Annotated in this window: 19 protein-coding genes; 13 read left to right on the forward strand and 6 right to left on the reverse strand. The window is 65.3% G+C overall.

Going from position 1 to position 19,089, the window contains the following annotated elements; translation table 11 throughout:
* Positions 1 to 197: 197 nt before the first annotated feature.
* From ACFMBG_RS20880 to ACFMBG_RS20900, 5 genes are all read left to right on the forward strand, one after another.
* Entirely contained in the window at positions 198 to 1,040 is an 843-nt protein-coding gene (locus tag ACFMBG_RS20880; protein ID WP_421056607.1) for a ferritin-like domain-containing protein, read from the forward strand.
* Positions 1,041 to 1,129: 89 nt separating this feature from the next.
* The gene (locus ACFMBG_RS20885) at positions 1,130 to 1,654 is read left to right on the forward strand and encodes a ribosome modulation factor (protein WP_421056608.1); all 525 of its coding nucleotides are present in this window, start codon (positions 1,130 to 1,132) and stop codon (positions 1,652 to 1,654) included.
* 230 nt (positions 1,655 to 1,884) lie between these two features.
* A complete protein-coding gene (locus ACFMBG_RS20890; RefSeq protein ID WP_421056609.1) occupies positions 1,885 to 3,216 on the forward strand; it encodes a DUF5930 domain-containing protein in 1,332 nt (443 codons plus the stop codon).
* Positions 3,206 to 3,748, forward strand: a complete 543-nt coding sequence (locus ACFMBG_RS20895; protein ID WP_421056610.1) for a bactofilin family protein — start codon at positions 3,206 to 3,208, stop codon at positions 3,746 to 3,748. The genes ACFMBG_RS20890 and ACFMBG_RS20895 overlap by 11 nt, the downstream gene beginning before the upstream one ends.
* 202 nt (positions 3,749 to 3,950) lie before the next feature.
* Positions 3,951 to 5,630 carry a calcium-binding protein gene (locus tag ACFMBG_RS20900; RefSeq protein ID WP_421056611.1) on the forward strand — a complete coding sequence of 560 codons (1,680 nt, stop codon included), beginning with the start codon at positions 3,951 to 3,953 and terminating at the stop codon, positions 5,628 to 5,630.
* A 43-nt stretch (positions 5,631 to 5,673) separates the two neighbouring features.
* Here the strand turns inward: ACFMBG_RS20900 and ACFMBG_RS20905 are convergent, their stop codons facing one another.
* The 3 genes from ACFMBG_RS20905 to ACFMBG_RS20915 form a co-directional block, all read right to left on the reverse strand.
* Positions 5,674 to 6,639, reverse strand: a complete 966-nt coding sequence (locus ACFMBG_RS20905) for a DUF3179 domain-containing protein (RefSeq protein ID WP_421056612.1) — start codon at positions 6,637 to 6,639, stop codon at positions 5,674 to 5,676.
* 151 nt (positions 6,640 to 6,790) lie between these two features.
* On the reverse strand, positions 6,791 to 7,339 hold the full coding sequence (locus ACFMBG_RS20910) for a peptidylprolyl isomerase (RefSeq protein ID WP_421056613.1): 549 nt from the start codon (positions 7,337 to 7,339) through the stop codon (positions 6,791 to 6,793).
* Complete coding sequence (locus ACFMBG_RS20915) at positions 7,332 to 7,838, reverse strand: peptidylprolyl isomerase (RefSeq protein ID WP_222475911.1); 507 nt, start codon at positions 7,836 to 7,838, stop codon at positions 7,332 to 7,334. The genes ACFMBG_RS20910 and ACFMBG_RS20915 overlap by 8 nt, the downstream gene beginning before the upstream one ends.
* A 141-nt stretch (positions 7,839 to 7,979) precedes the next feature.
* Here ACFMBG_RS20915 and ACFMBG_RS20920 point away from each other — a divergent pair, with 141 nt between their 5' ends.
* A complete protein-coding gene (locus ACFMBG_RS20920) occupies positions 7,980 to 9,170 on the forward strand; it encodes a phosphoglycerate kinase (RefSeq protein WP_421056614.1) in 1,191 nt (396 codons plus the stop codon).
* 66 nt (positions 9,171 to 9,236) lie between these two features.
* Here ACFMBG_RS20920 and ACFMBG_RS20925 read toward each other — a convergent pair whose 3' ends face one another.
* Entirely contained in the window at positions 9,237 to 10,871 is a 1,635-nt protein-coding gene (locus ACFMBG_RS20925; protein WP_421056615.1) for an acyl-CoA dehydrogenase family protein, read from the reverse strand.
* Positions 10,872 to 11,102: 231 nt separating this feature from the next.
* Here ACFMBG_RS20925 and ACFMBG_RS20930 point away from each other — a divergent pair, with 231 nt between their 5' ends.
* The 6 genes from ACFMBG_RS20930 (at position 11,103) to ACFMBG_RS20955 (ending at position 15,998) form a co-directional block, all read left to right on the forward strand.
* The gene (locus tag ACFMBG_RS20930; RefSeq protein WP_421056616.1) at positions 11,103 to 11,402 is read left to right on the forward strand and encodes an FtsB family cell division protein; all 300 of its coding nucleotides are present in this window, start codon (positions 11,103 to 11,105) and stop codon (positions 11,400 to 11,402) included.
* Positions 11,403 to 11,618: 216 nt separating this feature from the next.
* Positions 11,619 to 12,635, forward strand: coding sequence for a pyruvate dehydrogenase (acetyl-transferring) E1 component subunit alpha (pdhA, locus tag ACFMBG_RS20935; RefSeq protein WP_421056617.1), 1,017 nt, complete (start codon positions 11,619 to 11,621; stop codon positions 12,633 to 12,635).
* Complete coding sequence (locus ACFMBG_RS20940; RefSeq protein ID WP_421056618.1) at positions 12,635 to 13,021, forward strand: VOC family protein; 387 nt, start codon at positions 12,635 to 12,637, stop codon at positions 13,019 to 13,021. Before pdhA ends, ACFMBG_RS20940 begins: the two co-directional genes overlap by 1 nt.
* A gap of 1 nt (position 13,022) precedes the next feature.
* Positions 13,023 to 14,399, forward strand: coding sequence for a pyruvate dehydrogenase complex E1 component subunit beta (locus ACFMBG_RS20945; protein WP_421056619.1), 1,377 nt, complete (start codon positions 13,023 to 13,025; stop codon positions 14,397 to 14,399).
* Between the two features lie 8 nt (positions 14,400 to 14,407).
* A complete protein-coding gene (locus tag ACFMBG_RS20950) occupies positions 14,408 to 14,668 on the forward strand; it encodes a hypothetical protein (protein WP_421056620.1) in 261 nt (86 codons plus the stop codon).
* Between the two features lies 1 nt (position 14,669).
* Positions 14,670 to 15,998, forward strand: coding sequence for a pyruvate dehydrogenase complex dihydrolipoamide acetyltransferase (locus ACFMBG_RS20955; RefSeq protein ID WP_421056621.1), 1,329 nt, complete (start codon positions 14,670 to 14,672; stop codon positions 15,996 to 15,998).
* Between the two features lie 189 nt (positions 15,999 to 16,187).
* Here the strand turns inward: ACFMBG_RS20955 and cysK are convergent, their stop codons facing one another.
* On the reverse strand, positions 16,188 to 17,252 hold the full coding sequence (gene cysK, locus ACFMBG_RS20960) for a cysteine synthase A (RefSeq protein ID WP_421056622.1): 1,065 nt from the start codon (positions 17,250 to 17,252) through the stop codon (positions 16,188 to 16,190).
* A gap of 322 nt (positions 17,253 to 17,574) precedes the next feature.
* Complete coding sequence (cysE, locus tag ACFMBG_RS20965) at positions 17,575 to 18,396, reverse strand: serine O-acetyltransferase (protein ID WP_421056623.1); 822 nt, start codon at positions 18,394 to 18,396, stop codon at positions 17,575 to 17,577.
* Positions 18,397 to 18,479: 83 nt separating this feature from the next.
* Between cysE and ACFMBG_RS20970 the strand changes: the two genes are divergently transcribed.
* Positions 18,480 to 18,818: a TraR/DksA family transcriptional regulator gene (locus tag ACFMBG_RS20970; protein WP_421056624.1), complete on the forward strand. Its 339-nt coding sequence runs from the start codon at positions 18,480 to 18,482 to the stop codon at positions 18,816 to 18,818.
* The last annotated feature ends 271 nt before the right edge of the window (positions 18,819 to 19,089 follow it).

A 19,089-nucleotide genomic window follows, 5' to 3' on the forward strand; every position in this document is an offset into this window, starting at 1 on the left:
GGGCGGCGCGCACCGCGCGGGACGCGCGGTGCCAGGCCCAAGGCCGGCAGGGGGATCAGCCTGCTGATCACCCTCGGACGCGGGAGCAGCCCGGCAGCCTCTCTTTAACCCTCCGCCATGGCACAGCCCGCCCGGCACTGGACAATCCGGGGCAAATCGGGTGAACCCGGCGCCAGGGACCGCAACAGGAGACTCCGATGGACAGCCAGCCGCTTTCGCTTGCCCAACGCGCCGCCGAGGTGCTGAACACCGCGGACGGGCGGCAAAAGACAGCGCTGTCGCGCCGCCACGCAGCCGAGTGGTTTGCCTTCCGGAACGGCTCCGGCCCGGATATCGCAATCGGCACCGCCTCCCCGCCCATGCACCCGGCCCGGCCGGACAAGCCCAAGCTGCTGCATCCCCGCGACGTGCCCAAGCGCAAGCCGGGGTCGGAGGCGGGCCGCATCGCGCTTCTGCACGCCGTGGCCCATATCGAGCTCAACGCCGTCGACCTGCACTGGGACATCATCGCCCGCTTTTCCCATGTGCCGATGCCGATGGGGTTCTTTGATGACTGGGTCAAGGCTGCAGATGAGGAATCCAAGCATTTCAACCTGATGTGCGATTGTCTTGAAGCGCTGGGCAGCCACTACGGCGCGCTGCCCGCGCATGCCGGCATGTGGCGCGCGGCAGAAGACACCGCGGAGGACCTGATGGGCCGCCTGGCGGTGGTGCCGATGGTGCTGGAAGCCCGCGGTTTGGATGTGACCCCCGGCATGATCGAAATCTTCCGCAAGGCGAAGCTCTCCCAGGCCGTCGAAGCGCTGGAAGTGATCTATGCCGAGGAGGTCGGCCACGTGGCCTACGGCTCCAAGTGGTTCAATTTCCTCTGCGGCCGGGACAATCTGGACCCCAAGGAGGTCTTTCACGCCCTGGTGCGGAAGTATTTCCACGGCGCCCTGAAACCGCCCTTCAACGAAGAAAAGCGCGCCGATGCGGGCCTGCCTCCAGACTTCTACTGGCCGCTGGCCGATCAGGCGCGGGACCTGCCCGGCGGCTGAGCCCCGGCCGGGCGCCTTCCGGGCGCAGCCATCTTTACCAAACCGGCTCAGCCGCATACACTGGGAGACCTGGACACCCGGTTGATCCCATGTTCGAAAACGACTTTCCATTGCTGAGCACTGCAAGCCTCGTGGCCCTGATCCTGCACAAGGCCAAATCCGGCCCGGTGACTCTGGACAGCTGCGAAAAGGCTCTCGACGGCCTCTTCCGGCAGGCCAACGAGACCCCCGGCCTGCCGCCCCAGGATCTGCGCGAGCGGCTTGCCGGCCACCTCGCCGACCTGGAGATCGCGGGCATCCTGGTCCCGGGAGAGCCGGTGCCCGGAGAGGCAGCCAGCTGGCGGCTGACCAGCCGCGGCCATCAGGCCCTCATGCGGCACCCGGAGGGGCTCGATCAGACGGACCTCGCCAAATACCCCGAGTTTGCCGCTCACCTGCGCGACACCGCCCATCAGCCCTGCGGCATGGACCCGCGCGAGAAAAGCTATGACGAGGGCTACCGGGCCCGCCGCGGCGGGGTGCCTTTCACCGCAAACCCCTATGCCTTCGACAGCATCGACCACCTGTCCTGGGAAAACGGCTGGATGGAGGCGCTGGACGAGCAGCAGGGCTGAGACGCCCGCCGCCGCCCCGGACGGGCCTTTCCTCGCCTCGCCCCGTTTGACAAATCCCTGCATTGCCCGGCCCGCTCGGCAGGTTTCCGCCTATCTGCCCGCCCTGCCGGCACGATCCCCGCGCGATGGGTCAACAGACTTGCCCAATCGGCCCGCCCTGTCTATTCACTTCGCCCAAGGCACCGGAACCGCCCTGCGGCGCCGGTACGGAACGGGACAGGGAACGGACTTTGCGCACACGGCTCGCAATCAGAATTCACGCTTTTCTGGAGCGCCGCTTTCCCGAGCGGCGGGTGTTCCTGAAATCCGACACCGACACGCGTTTCATCCGGCTGCGCTCGGAAACCCAGCTTGTCGCGGTCGCTGGCATCACCCTGTTTGTCGCCTGGTCCATTGTGGCCACGGCCATCGTGCTGATGGACAGCATCGGTGCCGGTAATTTCCGCGAGCTGGCCAAACGTGACCAGCAGACCTACCGGGAGCGGCTGAACGCGATCTCCGCCGAGCGCGACGCCCGCGCCGAGGAGGCGCTGGCGGCGCAGGAACGGTTCAACGCCGTGCTCGCCCAGATCTCGATGATGCAGTCCGAGCTGCTGGCCTCGGAAACCCGCCGCCGCGAACTGGAGACCGGCATCGAGGTGATCCAGACCACTCTTCGCGACACCATGAGCGAGCGCGACGGCGCCCGCAAAGCGCTGGCGCAGCTGCAGGAAGAGACCCAGGACGAAAACGCTGCCCAGGCGGTCATGGCCAGCGCCGCTGAGCAGATGGACATGCTGGCGGGCGCCCTGACCGACACCGCAGAGGAACGCGACCGGATCATGGCCGACGCGCAGGACGCCATCGGCCAGCGCCAGGAGCTGGAGCTGGAACTGCAGCTGATGGAGGAGCGCAACGGCCAGATCTTCCGTCAGCTGGAAGAGGCGGTCGCGGTATCGATCACCCCGCTGGACAAGATGTTCCGCAGCGCCGGCATGCCGCCGGACCGGATCCTCGAACAGGTGCGGCGCGGCTACAACGGCCAGGGCGGGCCGCTCAGCCCTTTGGCGATGTCGACCCGGGGTGAGGAACCTGCCCCGGAAGAGCTGCGCGCCAACAATATCCTGGCCAGGCTGGACCAGCTGAACCTGTACCGGCTGGCGGCGCAGAAGGCGCCTTTTGCCACCCCGGTCAACCTCGGCCATGTGCGTCAAAGCTCCGGCTTCGGCTACCGCCGCGACCCCAAGACCGGCGGCCGCCGCCTGCACAAGGGCTTTGATTTCGCCGGCCGCACCGGCACCGACATCTTTGCCACGGCCGACGGTGTTGTGACCCATGCGGGCTGGCAATCCGGTTACGGCAAGCTGGTCACCATCCGCCATGCCTTTGGCATCGAAACGAAATATGCCCATAACTCGAAACTCCGCGTGAAGGCCGGCCAAAGGGTCTCGCGCGGGGATCACATTGCTGATATGGGTAACACCGGACGGTCCACCGGGACCCACCTCCATTACGAGGTCAGGGTCAACGGGCAACCTGTAAACCCCATGATCTACATCAAGGCTGCGAGAAATGTTTTCTAAGAGCAAAATCAACGAGCCCGGGCCGAAGCAGGCCGAAGCAACCCCGGCACCCGCTGCAGCGCCGGCGGCACCGGCGGCCAGCGACTACAAGGCCAGCGCGCCCAAGGCCAAGCCCGCCGCATCGCTGCTGAGCTCGGACCTGCACATCACCGGCAACGTCAAGACCACCGGCGACATCCAGGTCGAAGGCACCGTCGAAGGCGACATCCGCGCGCATCTGCTGACCGTTGGCGAAACCGCCACCATCAAGGGCGAAGTCACCGCCGATGACGTGGTGATCAACGGCCGCATCGTCGGACGCGTGCGCGGCCTGAAGGTGCGCCTGACCTCCACCGCGCGGGTCGAGGGCGACATCATCCACAAGACCATCGCGATCGAAAGCGGCGCCCATTTCGAAGGCTCCGTGCAGCGCCAGGACGACCCGCTGAACCCGGGCGGCCGCAAGTCTGCTCCCGCCGCGGCACCGGCGGCCGCACCCGCGCCGTCGGCAGCGGTCCAGGCTGCCACCGCGGCCCATAAATCCGAAAGCTGAGCCGCCGGACGGCAGGCCCTCAGCACGGCCGGGTCTGACAGGTACCACAGCAGCGCCGCGGGGAAACCCGCGGCGTTCTTTGTTTCAATGCGGCAACTGGGGAAGTTACGTCACGCAGCCCCGGCTTTACCAATTCCGCTGAAGGTTTTATCCCTACCGGAAACAACTTTTGCATGTTTTTTGCCTAAAGACAGGACGATTAATGGTTAAAGTCATTGTAACGAAAGCCTCCAATTCCGTACCCGACTATGATCTCTCTAGCTTCGACCCTGCAAAGGTGGCGGTGCTTGACGCCACAGCTTCCAGCCTGACGGTGCGCTTTGACGGCTTTACCATCACATTTCAGGGCGCCTTCAGTTACGTTTCCTCTAACCAGGTCGCTGCCGGCTGCACCATAACTGCATTCACAATGCGCTACGACGGCACCAAAGTGCTGTCTGCAACAGGCCTTGACCTGACCTACGGCGATCTGGCCTCGCAAGACTTGGAGTCCGTGCTGCAGCAGGCGCTGGCCGGGAATGACACTTATTATTCAGCGTATAATGGAGGTGATTTCATCGAGACCTATGGCGGGGACGACACCATCCGCTCCGGCACAGGAAATGATTACATCGATGGCGGCGCAGGCGTGGACACCTTTATCGTCGATACCGGCAGAGACGGCCTGAAGTATGGTTTTCACGGCGTAAGCGGCGTCTACATCTACGGCCCTAATGGGACTGTTGAAGATCACTTGGTCAACATCGAGATCATTCAGATTGGTGAAACTCAGAGACACGTACAGGAAGGCAGCGAAGGCGCCGACACGCTGACCAGCAACACATCGGGTATCGCACTCGGCGAAGACTTCGTTCATGGCCGCGGCGGGAATGACACCATCAGCGGCGGGAACGGCGAAGATGCATTGTTTGGCGGTTTCGGCGACGACAGCATTTGCGGCGGCTTGGCAGACGACCTGCTTTTTGGAGGTCAGGATGATGATATCCTGCTTGGAGAGGCAGGCCACGACACCATTTATGGCGCCGGTGACAGCGACCGGCTGTTTGGTGGTAACGGGAATGACAAACTGTACGGCGACTTCAATGGGGATTATTTCTCTGGCAGCTCCAACGACCTGCTTCGGGGCGGCAACGGTGATGACACCCTGTTCGGCGGCGCGGGTGCTGACACCATGCACGGCGGCGCGGGTGCTGACACCATGCACGGCGGGAATGGCCGCGACGACCTCCAAGGCGGCAACGGAAACGATAAATTGGATGGCGGCGGCCTGAACGACAAGCTAAGCGGCGGTGCAGGCAGCGACACGCTGCTTGGCGGCAAAGGGAGCGACCGTTTGTTTGGAGGGGCTGATGCAGACACTCTTAACGGTGGCGGCGGCGGCGACTCCCTAGTTGGCGGTTACAGCCAGGATATGCTGACGGGCGGTGGCGGTAATGATACCTTGGCAGGCGGGTCGGGCAATGACACCTTGCGCGGCGGCGGCGACAACGACCAGCTGCTGGGCGGGCGCGGAAGCGACTTGCTCGGTGGCGGTTCCGGGGATGACTTGCTGAACGGGCACTTCGGTTCTGACCGGCTATTCGGAGGTAACGGCAATGACACTCTGCAGGGCGGCTCGCACGCGGACAGGCTGACCGGTGGCGATGGCGCGGATGCCTTCGTGTTCGGCACCAAAGACGGCAATGATACTGTCCGGGACTATGGAATTGGTACCGACAGTCTCGTATTCGTGCTTCCCTCGGGCCCCGGCGGCCCAGTCCCTCCAAGCAACTGGGGCGTCAGCGATCTCAATGGCGAAGCACTGCTGACGTTTGGCGATACCACAGTCCTGTTCGAGGGCGTTACCGCTGCCCAGCTCGAAAACGAATTTGAGATCCTTTAAAAAAGATCCGGTAAGGGCTGCGTCTGGAGAGGGACGCCCCGAACTACCTGCCTAGCATCCACTTTCCGTCCGGCCAGAAGGCATGGAAGGCAAAGGCGAACATCACGTCATGCGCCACATCGCGCCCCTGCCGGTCCCGCACCCGGACAGAGCCGATGTCGCGCCCCCTGGCAATTGTGCCCGCATCCAGCGCCGAGGCCTGGCCTGCCCGCCAGCTCAGCACCACGCCGGCCTCGCGGATCTCGCCTTCGCGTGCCAGCCGCGCCAGCGGCCAGGCCCGGCTGCCGACCCGCACCACACGTTCCATTGGCGCCAGCCCGTGCGGCGGCGGGGTGCCGTCATAGAGGAACGGCCATTTCGCGGTGTCATAGCCGCGGTAGGGATTGCGCCCGTAATCCCGGTTCCAGCCCGGCTCCGCCATCACCAGCCCGTCCGGGTTGCGCGCGGTGAACTCCTGCCAGCTCTCGACCCAGCTGGGCAGTGTCTGCAGCCGGGTACCGGTCATCCGCCCGACAATGCCGGTGCCGGTCGCCTGCTGCCACCAGCTTTGGCTCTCGCGGTCATACATCACCATGTCGGAATAGCGCAGCTTGCCGCTGACGCCAAAGCTCAAGACCCCCGCAGCGGTGCGCCGGTCGAATGTCATCGCCGAATTGCACAAGGGGCAATAGGTCACCGCCACTGGCAGCCCCGCCACCACGTCGTTCACGATCTCATGCCAGGTCAGGTAGCGCAGCGGATAGGCCCGCGGCCGGGCGCCTTCCATCTCCAGCGTGACCACCGGCTCCCGCGGCTTGAGCCGCCGTGCCTTGGCGGCCTCGACGAACTTTGGCGCGTCCAGCGCCGGTATCCCGTCCTTGCGAACCCCGCCGGAACGGATCTGGCTCCACTCGGGCACAGCGGTACGGCTGAAATCGGTCTGCGGCCACTCCCGCTTCCAGACCCGCGGATCGGCGTCAGCGCTCCACGGCAGCAGCAGTGCCAAGCACAACAGAAGCCCCCTGAACATGACCTGAACCTCCCTGCCCCATTAGACGGCGGCAGAAAGGCCCGGAACAGGGGCCGGCACGCGCTTGTGACCACCTGTCATCCCCGCCAAACCAAAGGCCCGCCCCGGGGTGCCGGGCGCGGGCCTTCTTTTTCCGGAAATCCGGTATGGCTTAGTCGGTCACGCTCACCTTGGTCATGGTGTCGGGCTGGCCGATCACCGCGCCATTGGGGCCGGCGCCGCGCTTGATCGCGTCGACCACATCCATGCCCTCGGTCACCTTGCCGATAACCGTGTACTGGCCGTCCAGGAACGGGCCCGGGGCGAACATGATGAAGAACTGCGAGTTGGCGCTGTCCGGGCTCTGCGCCCGGGCCATGCCGACCACGCCGCGATCATAGGTGATGTCCGAGAACTCGGCCGCCAGGTCCGGGCGGTCAGAGCCGCCCTGCCCGGCCCGGCGCATGTCGCCGCCAGCCTTGCCGAACTCGACATCGCCGGTCTGCGCCATGAAGCCCTCGATCACCCGGTGGAACACAACGCCGTCATACTGGCCTTCAGCGGCCAGCGCGGTGATCTGCTCCACGTGCTTGGGCGCCACGTCCTCGAAGAGGTCGATCTTGATGGTGCCGTTGGCTTCGCCCTCGACCTGGATTTCCAGGCCGGAGGCAAAGGCCGGCCCTGCCGCCAGCAGGGCCAGCGCTGTCAGGCTTTTAAGCATCCGCAGCAACCTTGACGGAGATCATCCGGTCCGGGTTCGCAGGCGGCTCGCCGCGGGTGATGGCGTCGACGTGCTCCATGCCTTCGATGACACGGCCGTAGACGGTGTACTGGCCGTTCAGGAAGTGGTTGTCCTTGAAGTTGATGAAGAACTGCGAGTTTGCGCTGTCCGGGTTGGCCGACCGGGCCGCGCCCAGGGTGCCGCGGTCGTGCGGCAGCTTGGAGAACTCGGCCGGCAGGTTCGGCAGCGAGGAGCCGCCGGTGCCCGCCATGCGGATGTTGAAGCCGTCTTCCATGTCGCCGTTGGCCACATCGCCGGTCTGCGCCATGAAGCCGTCGATCACCCGGTGGAAGCAGACGTTGTCATACTCACCCGCACGGGCCAGTTCCTTCATCCGCTCGGAATGCTTCGGCGCCACGTCGGGCAGCAGTTCGATCACCACGTTGCCGTCCTTCAGCTCAATGATGATGGTGTTTTCGGGATCTTTGATCTCGGCCATGTGGCCCTCCTGTCGTCGAAATTTGCAACGATAGTTAAGGCCAGCGCCGGGAAATGCCAAGGGAGCATTGACTGATGCGCAAAAACCCCCGAAACAGCGCCCGGATTTGACTGCACTTTCACCATACAAGGGGTCTCGCAGATGGGCTGGAAAACACTCGACGACATGGATCTGAACGGCAAGCGCGTGCTGGTGCGCGTGGATATCAACGTGCCGATCGTCGACGGCGTGGTGACCGACTCCACCCGCATCCGCCGCATCGCCCCCACCGTGCGCGACATCCTGGCGGCGGGCGGCAAGCCGATCCTGCTGGCCCACTTTGGCCGCCCCGGCGGCGAGCGCCGCGAGAACCTGTCCCTGAACCAGCTGGTGCCGACTCTGGAGCGCGCCTTTGAAACCAAGGTGCTGTTTGCCGCAGACTGCGTCGGCGCTGGCGCCGAGGCCGCAGCCGACGCGCTGCAGCCTGGTGAAGTGCTTTTGCTGGAAAACACCCGCTTCCACGCGTCTGAGACCAAGAACGACCCGGACCTGGCCGCAGGCATGGCGCGCCTGGGCGAGGTCTACTGCAACGACGCCTTCTCCGCCGCCCACCGCGCGCATTCCTCGACCGAGGCGATTGCCCGCCTGCTGCCCGCCTGCGCCGGCCGCCTGATGCAGGCAGAGCTGGAAGCGCTGGAAAGCGCCCTGGGCCAGCCGCAGCGCCCGGTGACCGCCGTTGTCGGCGGCGCCAAGGTCTCCACCAAGCTGGAACTGCTGGGCAACCTGATCGAGAAGGTCGACCACCTGGTGATCGGCGGCGGCATGGCCAACACCTTCTTGGTGGCCAAGGGCCTGCCGGTCGGCATCTCGCTGGCCGAACGCATCATGAAGGACACCGCAGCCGAAATCCTGGCCAAGGCCGAAGCCGCGGGTTGCGAGATCATCCTGCCCTCCGACATCGTGGTCGCCAAGAAGTTCGAAGCCCACGCCGAGCACCAGATCCTGCCCGCTGACCAGTGCCCCGAGGACGGTATGATCCTGGACGCAGGCCCGGAAAGCCTCGCCCGCATCATCGAGGTGTTTGCAAACAGCAAGACGCTGATCTGGAACGGCCCCCTCGGCGCGTTTGAGCTGGAGCCGTTTGATGCAGCCACCAACGCCGCGGCGCTGAAAGCAGCGGCCATGACCCGCTCCGGCCAGCTGATCTCTGTTGCCGGCGGCGGCGACACCGTTGCGGCACTGAACGCCTCTGGCGCGGCGGGCGACTTCAGCTACATCTCCACCGCAGGCGGCGCCTTCCTGGAGTGGATGGAAGGCAAGACCCTGCCCGGCGTTGCTGCACTGGAGCAGTAAGCCCCCAGCAGCCAACACTATCCGGCCCAGCTGCAAAGCTGGGCCTTTTTCTTGTCCGGGGCGGACCTATGCGCCGGGAAACCGCGCCAGGATCGCCGGCACATCCAGCCCGGCCACCGATCCCGGCAGCGATCCGCGCTCCCCGGCAACCCGGCTGCCGACATAGCCTTCCGCCACCGCAGCAGGCGCCGCGTCCATCAGGCAGGCCGCCGTCATCAGCGCCGCCAGGCTTTCTGCAAACCAGCGCGCCTCCGCCTCGTCCGGCAGCCCGGGCCAGCGCGCCCGGTGCGCCCCCAGCGCCGCGTCATAGCGTCTGTCGCCGCCCCTGGCCCCGTCCAGCAGCGCGTTCAGCGCCGCCCCGGCCCGCGGCTCCCTGGCCAGCGTGCGCAGGATATCCAGGCAGATCACATTGCCGGAGCCTTCCCAGATCCCGTTCAGGGGCGCCTCACGGTACAGCATCGGCATCGGCGTCTCTTCGATGTAGCCCATGCCGCCCAGCACCTCCATCGCCTCGCCGATCACCGGAATGCAGCGCTTGTTGCCGAGGTATTTGGCCAAGGCGACCCCGATCCGCGCCAGCGCCCGGCTGTCCTCATCCGTCCGGTCAAAGGCCGCGGCCATCGCCATCCCCGCGGCCAGCGCGCCTTCTGCGTCCAGCACCAGATCCGCGAGCACAGCCCGCATCAGGGGCTGGTCGATCAGCTTCTTCTGAAAGGCCGCACGCCCCTCCACCCACCAGAACGCCTCGGCCAGCGCCGCCCGCATCAGCCCGGCAGGCGCCAACGCGGTGTCCAGCCGTGTGTGATGCACCATTTCGATGATGGTGCGCACGCCCGCGCCCTCCTCGCCCACCCGGCAGGCCAGCGCCTCCGCGTATTCGATCTCAGAGCTCGCATTGGCGCGGTTGCCCAGCTTATCCTTCAGCCGCTGCAGCCGGATGCCGTTGCGCCCCTCCTCCAGCCAGCGCGGCACCAGAAAGCAGGTCAGCCCGCCCTCCGCATAGGCCAGCGTCAGGAAGCCGTCCGACATTGGAGCCGAGCAGAACCACTTGTGCCCGGTCAGCCGGTAGTGCGCGCCGTCCCGCACCGCCCGGGTGGTATTGGCCCGCACGTCGGAGCCGCCCTGTTTCTCGGTCATCGCCATACCCAGCGTCGCGCCGCGTTTGTCCGCCACGGGCCGCACCGCCGGGTCATACTCCGCGCTCAGCAGTTTCGGGTGCCACAGCGCCGCCAGATCCGGCGCATGGCGCAACGCTGGAATAGCAGCATAGGTCATGGTCATTGGGCAGCACACGCCCGGCTCCACCTGGTTGAGCATGTAGACATGCGCCGCGTGGGTCACATGGCCGCCGGGCTTGCCGTCCCAGGCAGCATGGGCATAGCCCAGCCGCTGCGCCGCGGACATCACCTGGTGATAGCCTGCGTTGAACCGCACCTCGTCCAGCCGGCGGCCGGAGCGGCCGAACAACTCCAGCCGCGGCGGATCGCGCCGCGCCTCTGCCGCGGCCTCCAGCAACGGTGCGCTGCCGTATTCCGCCCCTGCCCGCGCCGCGTCCTCAGAGCGCCCGCCGTGATACGCCACATAGCCCCGCAACGCGGCATCCTCCGCCCACAGATCGCGGCCGCCGTGCGGCTGCGGCTGGTTCTGCACCTCGTGTGTTCCCAAATCGCCGCGCCCGGCGCAGGCTGCAGTGTCTTGCATCATGGATCCTCCCGTGCGCCCAGCCTGCGCAAGGCGCCTGCTGCAGGCCAGCACAGCGCAGCGTCACCGCCCGGCTGCCGTCGCGGCAGATCCGGCTGCGGACCGCAAAAAATACCCCCTGTGGACAGATTTGGGATTCACAAGCCGAATCGCATATGGCATAAAGAAGGCAGACGCCGGGAAACGGCGCAAAAACAAAAACTTGAGCAGTAACATACAGGCACTCCCAACGTGACCCGAAGCACCCGGCCGTCTTTTGGCGCCATCGCCTTCTTCGCTATCGCCTTCGCGCTCAGCGCGTATTTCACCTTTGCGGCGGTGCAAGGCGACTTCGGTCTGTTCCGGAGGGTCGAGATTCAAGCCGAGGCGGAAGAACTGCGGCTGGATCTCGGCCGTCTCCAGACCCGGATCGGCGACATGGAAAACTTGACCCGCCGCCTGTCCGACGATTATCTCGATCTCGATTTGCTGGATGAGCAGGCCCGCACGGTTCTCGGCCTGGTCCGCGCCGACGAGATCGTCATCCGCTAAAACATCAGGCAATTCGCCACACGATCAGCCGCCGGGCTTCCAGACCCGTTGCCCCACGCCGCGCCCGTGTTCAGCAGCGTGGCATTTTTGCGCGCCCTCGGCGGTTTTTTACGCGGCGGAAACCCCGCGGCAGAATAACACTATTCAGCCGCCGCAAAACCGGTTATGAATTTGTTTAATGCTAAACTATCTAGCCTACAGGGGGAGCCGACCACCATGGCCGCTAGAAAAACCACAAAGAAACCAAACGTTTCTGCCGAAGAACTTACCCGCTACTACCGCGAGATGCTGCTGATCCGCCGATTCGAAGAGAAATCGGGCCAGCTCTACGGCATGGGGCTGATCGGGGGCTTCTGCCACCTGTACATCGGCCAGGAAGCCGTTGTCGTGGGCCTGGAGGCCGCCGCCGAGGAAGGCGACAAGCGCATCACCTCCTACCGCGACCACGGCCACATGCTGGCCTGCGGCATGGACCCGGATGGCGTCATGGCCGAGCTCACGGGCCGCGAGGGCGGCTACTCCAAGGGCAAGGGCGGCTCGATGCACATGTTCTCGAAAGAGAAGCATTTCTACGGCGGCCACGGCATCGTCGGCGCCCAGGTGCCGCTTGGCGCGGGCCTCGCCTTTGCCGACAAGTACAAGGGCAACGGCCGCGTCACCTTCACCTATTTCGGTGACGGCGCCGCCAACCAGGGCCAGGTCTATGAGACCTTCAACATGGCCGCCCTGTGGAAGCTGCCGGTAGTCTTCGTGATCGAAAACAACCAGTACGCCATGGGCACCTCGCAGCAGCGCTCCACCTCCAGCGCCGAGATCTGGGAACGCGGCAAGGCGTTCGGCATTCCGGGCGAAGCGGTGGACGGCATGAACGTCCTCTCCGTCAAGGAAGCCGGCGAGCGCGCCGTGGCCCACTGCCGCAGCGGCGACGGCCCCTATATCCTCGAGGTCAAGACCTACCGCTACCGCGGCCACTCGATGTCGGACCCGGCCAAGTACCGCACCCGCGAAGAGGTGCAGAAGATGCGCGAGGAGCGCGACCCGATCGAGCAGGTCCGCGACATGCTCTTGACCGGCAAGCACGCCACCGAAGAGGATCTCAAGGCGATCGACAAGGAAATCAAGGAAATCGTTTCCAAGTCCGCCGACTTCGCCAAGGAAAGCCCGGAGCCCGCCCTGGAGGAGCTCTGGACCGATATCTATGCGGACGAAGCGCCGCAGGAGGCCAGCGCCTGATGCCGCATTTTGAAATCCACGCAACCGACGTAGAGGCCGCCAAGGCCTTTTACACCGGCCTGTTCGGATGGCAGTTCAGCCCCATGCAAGGCGGCGAAGACTTGGCCTACCACCTGATCGAAGGCCGCGGCATCGGCATGACCCAGGGTGTCACCGGCGGCCTGATGGCCCGGATCGGCGATGCCCCTGCCGCCGGCAGCCCGGTGCGCGGCGGAACCATGACATTTGAAGTCGACGACTGTGACGAACGCTATCGCTGGGCGCTTGGCAATGGCGGCGCTGAGGCACTGCCGCCCGAAGACTACCCAGGCATCGGCCGCTGCGCCTATGTCGAGGACGGTCAGGGCAACATCGTCGGAATGATCACCCCAGCGGAGAGCAACTGATATGGCAACTGAAATTCTTATGCCCGCCCTGTCGCCGACCATGGAGGAAGGCACCCTGGCCAAATGGCTGGTCAAGGAAGGCGATACCGTGAACTCCGGCGACATCCTGGCCGAGATCGAAACCGACAAGGCGACGATGGAATTCGAAGCCGTCGACGAAGGCACCGTCGGCAAGATCCTGATCGGTGAAGGCACCGAAGGCGTCAAGGTGAACACCCCGATCGCGGTTCTGGTCGAAGACGGCGAAAGCGCCGATGACTACCAGCCCGGCGGCGGAGCCGAAGAGGCAAAGGCGCCGGAAGCACCGGCAACGGAAAAACCCGCCGCTGCAGCTCCGGAGACGGCCCCGGCAATGCCCGCCCGCGTGCTGGAACCCGACTACCCGGAAGGCACCGAAATGGTGCAGACCACCGTGCGCGAAGCCCTGCGCGACGCCATGGCCGAGGAAATGCGCCGCGACGAGGACGTGTTCCTGATGGGCGAGGAAGTCGCCGAGTACCAGGGCGCCTACAAGGTCTCCCAGGGCCTGCTGGACGAATTCGGCTCCAAGCGGGTAATCGACACCCCGATCACCGAGCACGGCTTTGCCGGCATCGCCACCGGCGCGGCCTTTGGCGGCCTGCGCCCGGTTGTCGAATTCATGACCTTCAACTTCGCGATGCAGGCGATTGACCACATCATCAACTCCGCGGCCAAGACGCTGTACATGTCCGGCGGCCAGCTTGGCTGCCCGATCGTGTTCCGCGGTCCCAACGGCGCCGCCGCGCGCGTGGCCGCCCAGCACTCCCAGGACTACGCCGCCTGGTACATGCAGATCCCCGGCCTCAAGGTGGTGATGCCCTACTCCGCCGCCGACGCCAAAGGCCTGATGAAGACCGCGATCCGCGATCCCAACCCGGTGATCTTCCTGGAAAACGAAATCCTCTACGGCCGCGCCTTCGACGTGCCGAAAATGGACGATTTCACCATCCCCTTCGGTAAGGCCCGCATCTGGCGCGAAGGCTCGGACGCGACCATCGTCTCCTTCGGCATCGGCATGCAATACGCGCTGGAAGCCGCCGACAAGCTGGCCCAGGAGGGCATCTCGGCCGAAGTCATCGACCTGCGCACCATCCGCCCGATGGACCTGCCCACGGTGATTGAATCGGTCAAGAAGACCAACCGGCTGGTCACCGTCGAGGAAGGCTGGCCGCAGGGCTCCGTCGGCAGCTACATCGCCTCGGAAGTGCAGCGCGAAGCGTTCGACTATCTGGACGCGCCGGTTGTCACCTGCACCGGCAAGGACGTCCCGATGCCCTATGCCGCCAACCTGGAACGCCACGCGCTGATCACCACGGACGAAGTGGTCGAAGCGGTGAAGCAAGTGACCTACCGCTAGAGGCACCGATGGAAATCAGGGGCCGCGATCCCGAAACCGAATGCTACCGCGTCAAGCTGACCGTCGACGGGCGCACAGTCACCGCACTGGTTCCCGAACGGCTGGCGGCAGACACACGGCTGATCGGCACGCGGCCCTCCCATCAGGAAGCCTACGTCTGGATGGCTGAATACAAAGACAAGATCGAAGCCGCGATCACCCAGCTGGCCCGCGGCACCAGGCGCCCCAAGGCGCCATTTGACCAAATTGTTCTGATTGAGGAGCGCTGACATGCCCACCGAAATCCTGATGCCCGCGCTTTCTCCCACCATGGAGGAAGGCACCCTTGCCAAATGGCTGGTCAAGGAGGGCGACACCGTCTCCTCCGGCGACCTGATCGCCGAGATCGAGACCGACAAGGCCACCATGGAATTCGAAGCCGTGGACGAAGGCACCGTCGGCAAGATCCTGATCGCCGAAGGCTCCGAGGGCGTGAAGGTGAACACCCCGATCGCGGTGCTGCTGGAAGACGGCGAAAGCGCCGACGACATCCAATCGTCCGGTACATCGAACGGTGCCGCCGCCGCCCCGGCCAAGGACGAAGCCCCTGCTGCGTCTGAAGCTCCTGCTGAAGCGCCCAAAGCCGAGGCCAAAGCCGCCCCCGCCGCGCCGCAGGGCGCTGACGGAAGCCGCATCTTCGCATCGCCCCTCGCGCGCCGCATCGCCGCCGACAAGGGCCTGGACCTGAGCCAGATCAAGGGCTCCGGCCCCAAGGGCCGCATCGTCAAGGCCGACGTGATGGACGCCAAGGCGCCAGCGGCGCAGGCACCAGCCGCCGCTGCGTCCGCCCCGGCCGCCGCTCCTGCCGCAGCCGCCGCGCCCGCGGCCGGCCCCTCGGCCGATCAGGTGGCCCGCATGTACGAGGGCCGCGAGTACGAAGAGGTCAAGCTGGACGGCATGCGCAAGACCATCGCCGCCCGCCTCACCGAGGCCAAGCAGCAGGTGCCGCATTTCTACCTGCGCCGCGACATCCAGCTGGACGCGCTGCTGAAATTCCGCGGCGAGCTGAACAAGCAGCTCGAGGCCCGCGGCGTCAAGCTCTCGGTCAACGACTTCATCATCAAGGCCTGCGCCCTGGCGCTGCAATCGGTGCCGGACGCCAATGCGGTCTGGGCCGGCGACCGGGTCTTGAAAATGAAAGCCTCTGACGTGGCCGTTGCCGTCGCCATCGAGGGCGGGTTGTTCACCCCGGTGCTGCAGGACAGCGACACCAAATCGCTCTCGGCCCTGTCGTCGGAGATGAAGGACCTCGCCGCCCGCGCCCGCGACCGCAAGCTGGCGCCGCATGAATACCAGGGCGGCAGCTTCGCGATCTCCAACCTCGGCATGTTCGGCATCGACAACTTCGACGCGGTGATCAACCCGCCGCACGGCGCGATCCTGGCCGTCGGCGCCGGCGTCAAGAAGCCGGTGGTGGGCAAGGACGGCGAGCTGGCAGTGGCCACCGTGATGTCGGTCACCCTCTCGGTCGACCACCGGGTGATCGACGGCGCGCTGGGGGCAGAGCTCCTGAACGCGATCAAGGACAACCTGGAAAACCCGATGGTGATGCTGGCCTGACCGGCTACTGCATTGCAACCAAAAAAGCCCCGGCGAAAACCGGGGTTTTTTCTTTGCCTGCCTGAAAGAGTCTTCAGCACGGCACCGGCCAAAAGAAGGCGAGCGCACCCGCCCCCTTCTTCTTTGCCCAAAATACTCACTGCATAACAGCCGCCGCCAGCGCTCCACCGGCGGCGGCACGCCATCAGTTCAATACTGATACCCCGGTGTAGAGGAAGAAAGCGCCGCCTCATCCTCATCCATCTCGGCCGCAATACCATCAAACAGCGGCGTCGACAGGTAGCGCTCGCCGGTATCGGGCAGCATCGCCAGCAGAACCGAGCCCTCCGGCGCGGTTTCCGCCACCTTGATGGCTGCCGCCAGGCTGGCCCCGCCGGAAATGCCGGTCAGGATGCCTTCCTCCGCCGCCAGCCGCTTGGACCAGGCAATGCTCTCGTCACCGCTCACCGGCTCCAGCGCGTCGAAATAGCCCTTATCCAGCGCCTCCTGCAGCACCAGCGGAATGAAGTCCGGGGTCCAGCCCTGAATCGGGTGCGGGTTGAAGGCCGGATGGGTCGCCGCAGGCTCACCCTCGCCGTTGCGCTCCTGTGCGGTGCCGGACTGCACCAGCGCCGCGTTGGACGGCTCGCTGAGGGTGATCTTCAGATCGGGGCGCGCGCCTTTCAGCACCCGGCCCAGGCCCGAAACGGTACCGCCGGTGCCATAGCCCAGCACCACATGATCCAGCTTTTCGCCTTCGAAGTCGCCCAGGATTTCGCGCGCGGTGGTGCTCTCATGGATATCGGCGTTGTCCTTGGTCTCGAACTGATGCGCCAGGAACCAGCCATTCTGTTCCGCCAGCTCCTTGGCCTTGGCGACCATGCCCACCGCCTTGTCCTCCTTGCGGGTCAGCACCACCTTGGCGCCCAGCATCCGCATCAGCTTGCGCCGCTCAACTGAGAATCCGTCGTGCATGGTAATGACCAGCGGATAGCCCTTGGCGGCGCACACCATCGCCAGGCCGATGCCGGTGTTGCCGCTAGTCGCTTCCACCACGGTCTGACCGGGCTTCAAGCGCCCCTCGCGCTCCGCCGCCTCGATGATATTCAGCGCCAGCCGGTCCTTCACTGAGCCTGCCGGGTTGAACGCCTCGAACTTCACATACATCGTCACATGCGCCGGCGCGATGCGGTTCAGCCGGATCGCCGGCGTGTTGCCGACGGTTTCCAGGATCGAGCCATACAGCCGCCCGCGGCCTTCGGTCGTGTAAATCATCGTCTTTCCCCCGTTCATGAATTCTCAGATTGCAATTGGTTTCCAATCACATATGCCCCGCGCTGCCGCCGATCAAGCCATCCGGCCGCCACGCGCGCCAGGAAAGACCATTGTTCACGCTGCCGCGGGATAGCCAGTAATCCCGGCCCGCCGTCCCGGCAAAGCCGGACGAAAATCAGCCACCCTGGAAACAGTCCGGAAGACTGTTCCCGCCACCTTTACGGGTGCGCCGGCGCAGGCGCGGCCCGCAACGAAAAAGGGGCGCAGCACGCCCCTTCTTCTTTGCATAAATACTCAATCTCCGGCGCCTGCGCCGCGCGGCTCACTCCGCGGCGGAGGACCCCGCCGGCACCACCTGGTCCATATTGACCGACGGCTGGTCGCAGCCCGCCTCACCAACGATTTTCGCGGGAACACCCGCCACCGTGGTGCAGGGCGGCACTTCCGCCAGCACCACCGACCCGGCGGCAATCCGGCTGCAATGGCCGACCTTGATGTTGCCCAGAACCTTGGCGCCGGCCCCGATCAGCACGCCGTCGCCGATCTTCGGATGCCGGTCCTGCTCCTCCTTGCCGGTGCCGCCCAGGGTCACCGAATGCAGCATCGAGACATTGTCGCCCACCACCGCGGTCTCACCGATCACGATGGAATGGGCATGGTCGATCATGATCCCCTTGCCGATGCGGGCGCCGGGGTGGATGTCGATCCCGAAGATCTCCGAGGTGCGCATCTGGAAGAAATAGGCCAGGTCCTTCTGACCCTGATCCCACAGCCAATGGCTGACCCGGTAGGCCTGCACTGCCTGGAACCCCTTGAAATAGAGGATCGGCTGCAGCAGCCGGTGGCTGGCCGGGTCGCGCTCGTTGATCGCCATCAGGTCGGCGCGCGCCGCTTCCACCAGTCCGGGGCGGTCGGCATAAGCGTCATCGACGATCTCGCGCAGAACCATCATCGACATCTCGTTCGAGCAGAGCTTGGCGGCAATCCGGTAGGACAGCGCTTTCTCCAGCGTCTTGTGATGCAGGATGCAGGCGTGAATCAGCCCGCCCATCAGCGGCTGGGTGGCAACGGCCTCCTCCGCCTCGCGGGTGATCCGGTCCCATACGGGGTCAACCGGGGTGAGGGCTTGCTGGGTTTTGGCCATGGATCTCTCCCTTTCTCCGCTCAGACTACCCATCTAAGGGGGTTTTTCGCAAACGCAAACCCTTGATGGGGTATATTTCGGGAATGAATGAATCGGATCAACAGAAGTTGAAGCACCGGATTTCGGCCCGCCTGGAGGAACTGACAGCCGGGGACAGGCTCGGCGAAGCCGCTCAGGGCGTGGTGGAATTGGATCAGCAGATGGTCGGCCGCCTGTCACGCATGGACGCCCTGCAGATGCAGGCGATGGCCAAGGCGCAAGCGGCCCGCCGCCAGCAGGAAACCCAGCGCCTGCAGGCGGCGCTTTCCCGCATGGACGAAGGCGAATACGGCTACTGCGAGGATTGCGGCGAGGACATCGCCCTGAAACGGCTTGAGCTGGACCCGGCGGCGCTCAAATGCATTTCCTGCGCCTCCGGATAAACGCGGCAAGAGGTTTTTCGCTCCGGGCTGCGCCCGGAACGACCGGCGCCGCGCGCCTGCGGCGCGCGGCGCCGACGATTGATATCAACCCTCTGGAGTCCATCAGCGGGCCGAAGAATATGCAGCTGCCAAGTGGATTTGTTTTGCTGAGAAGCGCTTGAGGGCGCATTCTGCTTCCTCGAGACGCCTGCCCAAGCATGCGGGCCAGCCTGTCAGCCTCAAGGACAAGCCGCGCCGGGGCACGGGGACCTGCGGTCCTCCTTGACCCTGC

The organism is Leisingera coralii (assembly GCF_049056525.1).
Lineage (GTDB): Bacteria > Pseudomonadota > Alphaproteobacteria > Rhodobacterales > Rhodobacteraceae > Leisingera > Leisingera coralii.